This is a genomic window from Quadrisphaera sp. DVD1 (genome assembly GCF_058932755.1).
In genome coordinates this window covers 1-7,356 of record NZ_JBZYWI010000150.1, presented here as the reverse complement: position 1 = coordinate 7,356, position 7,356 = coordinate 1, and the positions used below count along the sequence as shown (strand labels likewise).

Below are 7,356 nucleotides of genomic sequence, written 5' to 3'. Positions count from 1 at the left end.
TTGCCGCGGCTGCGGGCCGGGCGCGACTGGGCCTCGGAGCCGGCGTCGGCGGCCGCGGGGGCCTCGGCGGGGGTGTCGGTGGCGACCGGGGCGGTGGTGTCGGGAGCGGTGCGGGCGGCCGGGGCCGTCGTCGGAGCCGCGGTGGGGGCCGGCGAGCTCACCGACTGCTCGGCGGCGCTGGCGCGCCGGGGGGCCCGGACGCCGTGCGAGCCGCCGTCGACGGGAGCGGCGGGAGCGCCCTGTCCTGCGGGGCGGGTGCCCTGTGCGGCGCGGATCACGTCCAGGAGCTCGCTCTTGCGCATGCGCGCGGTGCCGGGCACGCCCAGCTCGACCGCGAGGGCCTGCAGCTGGGGCAGGCGGAGCGCCGTCAGGCCGGCGCGCTTGGCGCTGCCGGCGTCGGTCGCGCGCTCGGCGTCAGCCGGTGCCGCGATCTCGGTGGTGTCTGTCACGAAGGTCCTTCCCCCTCGTCAGCGCCCTGGTCTGTGCCAGGTGCGCGGGTGTCCGGCCCCTGGGACCGGTGCAGGTGTGCCGCGCGGGAGCTCGTGACCGTGGTCGCGAGCTGTTCGGGGCGGGGTGCGCGCCTCGACCGGCGCGGCGGGCGGCGACTGCTTCGCCGCGGACGACCGTCCAGGTGGGGCCGTGCTGACGATAGCACTCCGCTTCGGTGCGGGCCGTTCTCGTGCCTCAACGCCGGCTGCGCCGCCGCTGTTCCCGGGGGTTCCTGCCCCTCATCGGCTCCCTCAGCGCCGTCCTGAGGACTCCTGCGCGGGAACCTGCTCGCGCTCGTCGCCGACCACCGAGACGACCGCGCCGGTGCGGGCGATCCCGGGCAGCACCGCCCGCCAGCCGCCCGTGGCGGCCACCTGCGCGGCGGCGCGCTCGGCGGCGTCCTCGTCGGGGCTCAGCACGAGCACCGACGGCCCGGCGCCGGAGACGACCGCCGCGTGGCCCGCCGAGCGCAGCGCGCGCAGCAGCGCCCAGCTCTCCGGCATGGCGCTGGCCCGCTGCGCCTGGTGGATCCGGTCGTCGGTCGCCGGCAGCAGCAGCGACGGCGTGCGGGTGACGGCCTCGACGAGCAGGGCGGCGCGCCCCGCGGTGTGCGCGGCGTCGCCGTGGGGCACCCGCAGCGGGAGCATGGCGCGGGCGCGGGCGGTGGACAGCTCGACGTCCGGCACGCACAGCACGGCGCGCACCGACCGGTGCGGCTCGACCCGCACGGCCCGCCAGGTGCCGGTGTGCCCGCCGCCGTGCCCGCCCCCGTGCCCACCGGGGTGGTCCGCGTCCTGCTCGGCCTCGCGCCAGCCCAGGGTCAGCCCGCCGAGCAGGGACGCCGCGGCGTTGTCGGGGTGGCCCTCGAGGGCGCAGGCGACGTCGAGCAGGTCGTCGGCGCCCAGGGGCTGCTCCAGCAGCGCCCCGGCCGCGACGACCCCGGCCACGACGGCGGCGGCCGACGACCCCACGCCGCGCCCGTGCGGCACCCCGTTGCGCGCGGAGAGCTCGAGCCCCGGCTGCGCGTCGGCGGCCACGCCGGCCCGGTGCAGCGCGGCCCGCAGCGACCGGACCACGAGGTGGTCCTCGCCCGCGCCGACCCGGCCCGCGCCCTCCCCCTCGACCTGCACCCGCACGCCGCGGGACGCCGGGACGGCGCGCACCCGGACGACGTCCGCCACGCCGAGCGCCAGCCCGACGGCGTCGAAGCCCGGCCCGAGGTTCGCGCTGGAGCCGGGCACCACGACGCGGACCTCGCGGCCCAGCACGACGCCCCCGGAGGCGCCGTGCACCGCGCCCTCCACCGGGCTCACTCCAGGCCGAGGGCGCTGGCCGCGGAGACGGCGTCCACGCCCACCCGCACCGGCACGACCTCGTCGCCCTCGGCGGTGCGCAGCGCCCACTGCGGGTCCTTGAGGCCGTGGCCGGTCACGGTGATGACCACGCGCTGGCCCGGCGCGAGCGCCCCGGCCTCGTGCTGGGCCAGCAGGCCGGCGACCCCGGCCGCCGAGGCCGGCTCGACGAAGACGCCGTCGCGGCTGGAGAGCAGGCGGTGCGCGGCGAGGATCTGCGCGTCGGTCACCGCGGCGATGAGGCCGCCGGACTCCTCCCGCGCCGCGAGCGCCTGCTGCCAGGACGCGGGGTTCCCGATCCGGATCGCCGTGGCGATGGTGTCGGGGGTGTCGATGGGGTGGCCGGCGACGATCGGCGCCGACCCGGCGGCCTGGAAGCCCCACATCGCCGGGCGCCGGGTGGCCGGGCCGTCGGCGGCGTACTCCGTGTAGCCCTTCCAGTACGCGGTGATGTTGCCCGCGTTGCCCACCGGGAGGCAGTGGATGTCGGGCGCGTCGCCGAGGGCGTCGACCACCTCGAAGGCGCCGGTCTTCTGGCCCTCGATCCGGGCCGGGTTGACGGAGTTGACGAGCTCGACGGGGTAGGCGTCGGAGATCTTGCGGGCGATCGTCAGGCAGTCGTCGAAGTTGCCGTCGACCTGCAGCAGCGTCGCCCCGTGGGCGATCGCCTGGCTGAGCTTGCCCATGGCGATCCGCCCCTCGGGCACGAGCACTCCGCACGCCATGCCCGCGGCCGTCGCGTAGGCGGCGGCGGAGGCGGACGTGTTGCCGGTGGAGGCGCAGATCACGGCCTTCGCCCCGGCCGCGGCGGCGGCGGAGATCGCCATCGTCATGCCGCGGTCCTTGAACGACCCGGTGGGGTTGCAGCCCTCGACCTTCAGCCGCACGTCGCAGCCGGTCAGGTCCGACAGGTGCCGTGCGGGCACGAGCGGCGTGCCGCCCTCGCCCAGGGTGACCACGGGGGCGCCCTCGCCCACCGGCAGCCGGTCCCGGTACTCCTCGATGACTCCCCGCCACAGGTGCGCCACGGCTCAGTCCCCCTCCACGCGCAGCACCGAGGCCACGGCGGCCACGGCGTCCAGGCCTCCCAGCGCCGCCACGGTGGCCGCGAGGTCCGCGTCCGCAGCGGTGTGGGTGACGACGGCGAGGGCCGCCGAGCGCGCCCCCGGCCCGTCGCCGGTGCTCGGCCGGCCCGCGCTCTGGCGGACCGTCTCGATCGACACGCCGTGCTCGGCGAAGACGTGCGCGATGGTCGCGAGCACGCCCGGGCGGTCGGCGACCTCCAGGCGCACCTGGTAGCGGGTGCGCGCCCCGGCCACGGGCAGCACGGGCAGGTCGGCGTGGTCGAGGATCCGCGGACCGCGCCCGCCGTCCACCCGGTGCCGCGCGACGGTGACGAGGTCGCCCAGGACCGCGCTGGAGGTCGCGAGCCCGCCGGCGCCCTGGCCGTAGAACATCAGCTCCCCGGCGGCGGCCGCCTTCACGAAGACCGCGTTGTAGGCGCCGCGGACGCCGGCCAGCGGGTGGTCGCGCGAGAGGAGGGCGGGGTGCACGCGCACCCGCACGCCCTCCTCGCCGTCGCGGGTCTCGCGCTCGCAGATCGCGAGCAGCTTGATGACCGAGCCGGCCTCGCGGGCGGCGGCGACGTCGGCGGCGGTCACCGCCGTGATGCCCTCGCGGTGCACGTCGGCGGCGGCGACCGGGGTGTGGAAGGCCAGCGTCGCGAGGATCGCGGCCTTCGCCGCGGCGTCGTAGCCCTCGACGTCGGCGGTCGGGTCGGCCTCGGCGTAGCCCAGCTCCTGGGCGCTCGCGACGGCCTCGGCGAGGTCGGCGCCGCTGGTGTCCATGGCGTCGAGGACGTAGTTCGTCGTGCCGTTGACGATGCCGAGCACCCGCTCGACCCGGTCGCCGGCGAGGGACTCGCGCAGCGGCCGGATGATCGGGATGGCCCCCGCGACCGCGGCCTCGAAGTACAGGTCGACGCCGGCGGCGTCCGCGGCGGCGTGCAGCTCGGGACCGTGCTCGGCCAGCAGCGCCTTGTTGGCGCTGACCACGCTGGCACCGCTGCGGAGGGCGTCGAGGAGCAGCTCGCGGACCGGGCCGTCACCGCCGATGACCTCCACGACGACGTCCGCCCGGCGCACCAGGCCCGCGGCGTCGGTGGTCAGCAGCGAGCGGTCGACGCCCTCGGGCCGGGGGCGCTCGACGTCGCGCACGGCGATGCCCACGAGCTCGAGCTCGGCGCCGGCGCGCGCCGCCAGCTCGGCGGCGTGCGCGGAGCCGGGGGCCAGGGCCCGGGCCACCTCCGCCCCGACCACGCCGCAGCCCAGCAGTGCCACCCGAACCGCTGCCACCGCTGGTCCTCGCTCCCGTGCCGTCGACCCGTCCACCGCGTGGCCGGCCGGGCACGCGAGCGCCCATGGTGTCAGGTGCCGCAGACGCCCGTGACCGTACGGTGGCGCGGTGGAGGAGCAGGTGCCCCTGGTCGTGGTCGCGGTGGTGGCGGTCTCGCTCGTCGGCGCGGGGGTCCTCGTGGCGCTGGTGACGCGGCGCGCCGCGGACGGCCGGCTGGCCCGCAACGAGGTCGCCGGCATCCGCACGCGGGCGACCCTGCGCAGCGACGAGGCCTGGCGCGTCGGGCACGCCGCCGCGCGCGGGGCCAGCGACGCCGCCGGGGCGGTCTTCGCGCTCACCGGGCTGGCGAGCCTGCTGGTGCGCAGCGCCCCCGTGTTCGCGGCCGTGGTGGTGGGCGGCGCGCTCGTCGTCCTGGGTCTGATGGTGGTCGCCGCGCGGCGCGCGGGCCGAGCCGCTCGCGCCACCGGACCCTCGACCTCGACCCGCGATCGAACCTGAGACCTGTCCGGGTCGCTCCCGGGATGCCGGGTTCCTCCCCCGCTCACGCGCAGTGCTGCTCCCCGCACCGCGCGCCGTGCTGCCGAGGGGGCTAGAGCTGGGCGAGGAGGTGGTCGCGGCGGCGCTCGAGCAGCTCCTGCGACGCCGAGGCCGACGCCGGCCCGGGCACGGCCTTGCGCAGCGCCACGTGCACCCGGGCGTGCGGCTCCCCGGTGCGGGCGGCGACCTGCGCGACGAGCCGGTTGACCTCGCGGCGCAGGTCGGCGGCGGCGCGCCAGGAGGCCTGGCCGCCGTCGGAGGCCTCGGGGTCGGCGACCCCGCCGGCCGGGGAGGGCGCCTCGCCGAGCTCGCCGAACAGGTCGTCCTGCACCGAGGCCGACGCGCGGCGGCGCAGCTCCTCGTCGCGGCGGGAGAGCAGGGCCGCCGTCTGCTCGGGGGTGAGCAGCCCCGGCAGCCCGAGGAACTCCTCCTCCTCGGCCGTGCCCGGCGCCGAGGCCAGCACCGCGCGGCCGCCGTGCAGCACGTGCGCGAACTGCGCGTCGGCGTCCAGGGCCTGCCACTCCCCCACGCCCTCGCCGCGCGGCTCGCGCGGGGGCAGCGGGTCGAGGTCGTCGCTGGGCGCGGCCGGCGGCGGGATGACGTGGTTGCGCTCCTCCTCCATCGACGCCGCCAGCGTCAGCAGCGGGCGCACGGCCGGGAGGAAGACGGTGGCGGCCTCGTGGGGCCCGCGGGCGCGCACGACGCGGCCGACGGCCTGGGCGAAGAACAGCGGCGTGCGGTAGCTCGTCATCCAGGCGAGCACCGCCGCGCGCGGCACGTCGACGCCCTCGGAGACCATCCGCACGCAGACCGCGATCCGCTTGGTGCTGCTCGTGAACTTGTCGATCTTCTTGCTGGCCGAGGGGTCGTCGGAGAGGATCAGCTCCGGCGCCTGGCCAGTGACCTTCTTGACGATCGCGGCGTAGGCCCGGGCGTCGTCCTGGTCGCTCGCCAGCACCAGCCCGGCGGCGTCGGGGACGCCGTGCGCGCGCAGGTGCGTGATCCGCTCGTCCATGGCCGCGATCACGTGCGGGACCCACTGGCCCTTGGGGTCGAGCACCGTCTTCCAGGCGGTCGCCTCGATGCTCTTCGTGCTCGGCTCGCTCAGGGACGCCGCGACGACGTCCCCCGCGCTGTTCCGCCAGCGCGCGGTGCCGGTGTAGGCGGCGAAGACGACGGGGCGCACCACGCCGTCGGCCAGCGCCTCGCGGTAGCCGTAGGTGTAGTCGGCGCTGCTGCGCAGCTCGCCGTCGCCGGCGTCGTCGTAGCGCACGAAGGGGATCCGCTCGCCGGGCTTGGTGCGGAACGGCGTCCCGGTCAGGCACAGCCGGCGGGCGGCGCGCCCGAAGGCCTCCTCGGCCGCCTCGCCCCAGCTCAGGCCGTCACCGGCGTGGTGGACCTCGTCGAGGATCACCAGCGTCCGGGCGGCGGTGGCGCGCGCGGCGTGGAGCATCGGCTTGCCGGCCACCTGGGCGTAGGTGGTGACGTAGCCGCGGGTGCCGGCGCGCACCGGCCCGACGCTGTTGGTCAGCGTGGGGTCGAGCACGAGCCCGGCGCCGTCGGCGGCCTCGGCCCACTGGGTGCGCAGGTGGTCGGTCGGCGCCACGACGATCACCCGGTCGACCGTGCGGCGGGCCACCAGGCGCGCGGCCAGGGTGAGCGCGAAGGTGGTCTTGCCGGCGCCCGGCGTCGCGGTGACGAGGAAGTCCTCGTGGCGGCCGGCCTCGTACAGCTCGAGCGCGGCGGACTGCCAGGCGCGCAGCGGCCGCCCGCCCTCGCGCGGCGCGGGGCCCAGCACGGCCTCGGAGACGGTGGGGCGCCCGGTGCGGCGGAGGGCGGATGACTGGCTCACGGCGTGACCACGCTAGTCGACGTCTCGGGGCCGGCGAGGCGGTTCGGCGAGGACGGCCGGGCCCGCGCCCCGACCACCGCGGCCAGGACCCCGGCGACCGCGAGACCGGCGAAGATCACCGCGAAGGTGAGCCCGCCGTCGTCCGGCCCGGCGCCCACCCCGCCTGCCACCTCGCCGGCGCCGGCGCCGGCCTGGACGCCGGTGCGGGCGGCCAGCACCGCCCCGGCCGCGGCGATCCCGACGACGGAGCCGAGGGCGTCGGAGAGCTGCAGCGCCGAGGACGCGCGGCCGCGCTCGGACGCCGGCGCCATCGCCAGCACGAGGACGCCGGTGCTGCTCAGCGCCATGCCCATCCCGGCGCCGGCCACCGCCCACAGCAGCGGCACGGCCAGGGCCGGCAGCAGGTGCAGCGAGGGCAGCACGAGCAGCCCGACGACGACGGCCACGACGACGCCGCCGGCCACGAGGAGGCGGTGGCGGGGCACGCGCAGGCCGGGCCTGCTCTGGAAGAACGAGCCGGCCGCCCAGCCGACCGCCCCGCCGGTGAGGGAGAGCCCGGCCACGGTCACGCTGAGGCCGCGCTCGAGCACGAGCATGAGGGGCACGTACGCCTCCGCCCCGGCGAAGCAGGCGGTGAACAGCCCGCGCACGGCGACCACGCTGGGCAGCCCCCGGGCCGCGCGCAGCGTCCCGGGGGGCAGCAGGCGGGGCAGCGAGAGGGCGACGAGGACCAGCCCGACCAGCAGGGCGAGCACCGGCAGAGGGCGCAGT

At 78.0% G+C, this 7,356-nt stretch carries 7 protein-coding genes; 1 reads left to right on the top strand and 6 read right to left on the bottom strand.

The annotated features are described in order from the left end of the window. The 4 genes from AC5FZL_RS14115 to AC5FZL_RS14100 form a co-directional block, all read right to left on the bottom strand. A partial coding sequence (locus tag AC5FZL_RS14115) for a Rho termination factor N-terminal domain-containing protein (protein ID WP_493619525.1) occupies positions 1–449 on the bottom strand: 449 nt, incomplete at its 3' end. Positions 450–740: 291 nt separating this feature from the next. After that, the gene (gene thrB, locus AC5FZL_RS14110) at positions 741–1,781 is read right to left on the bottom strand and encodes a homoserine kinase (protein WP_493619524.1); all 1,041 of its coding nucleotides are present in this window, start codon (positions 1,779–1,781) and stop codon (positions 741–743) included. 17 nt (positions 1,782–1,798) lie between these two features. Continuing rightward, positions 1,799–2,869: a threonine synthase gene (gene thrC / locus AC5FZL_RS14105; RefSeq protein ID WP_493619523.1), complete on the bottom strand. Its 1,071-nt coding sequence runs from the start codon at positions 2,867–2,869 to the stop codon at positions 1,799–1,801. A 3-nt stretch (positions 2,870–2,872) separates the two neighbouring features. Continuing rightward, a complete protein-coding gene (locus AC5FZL_RS14100; RefSeq protein WP_493619522.1) occupies positions 2,873–4,180 on the bottom strand; it encodes a homoserine dehydrogenase in 1,308 nt (435 codons plus the stop codon). Positions 4,181–4,304: 124 nt separating this feature from the next. Here AC5FZL_RS14100 and AC5FZL_RS14095 point away from each other — a divergent pair, with 124 nt between their 5' ends. Then, positions 4,305–4,694 (top strand): SdpI family protein, encoded by a 390-nt coding sequence (locus tag AC5FZL_RS14095; RefSeq protein ID WP_493619521.1) that lies wholly within the window; start codon positions 4,305–4,307, stop codon positions 4,692–4,694. Positions 4,695–4,785: 91 nt separating this feature from the next. On the opposite strand, the gene AC5FZL_RS14090 is transcribed toward AC5FZL_RS14095, so the two are convergent. Continuing rightward, positions 4,786–6,531: a DEAD/DEAH box helicase gene (locus tag AC5FZL_RS14090; protein ID WP_493619526.1), complete on the bottom strand. Its 1,746-nt coding sequence runs from the start codon at positions 6,529–6,531 to the stop codon at positions 4,786–4,788. A gap of 50 nt (positions 6,532–6,581) precedes the next feature. Continuing rightward, on the bottom strand, positions 6,582–7,356 hold a 775-nt coding region (locus AC5FZL_RS14085), incomplete at its 5' end, for an MFS transporter (protein WP_493619520.1).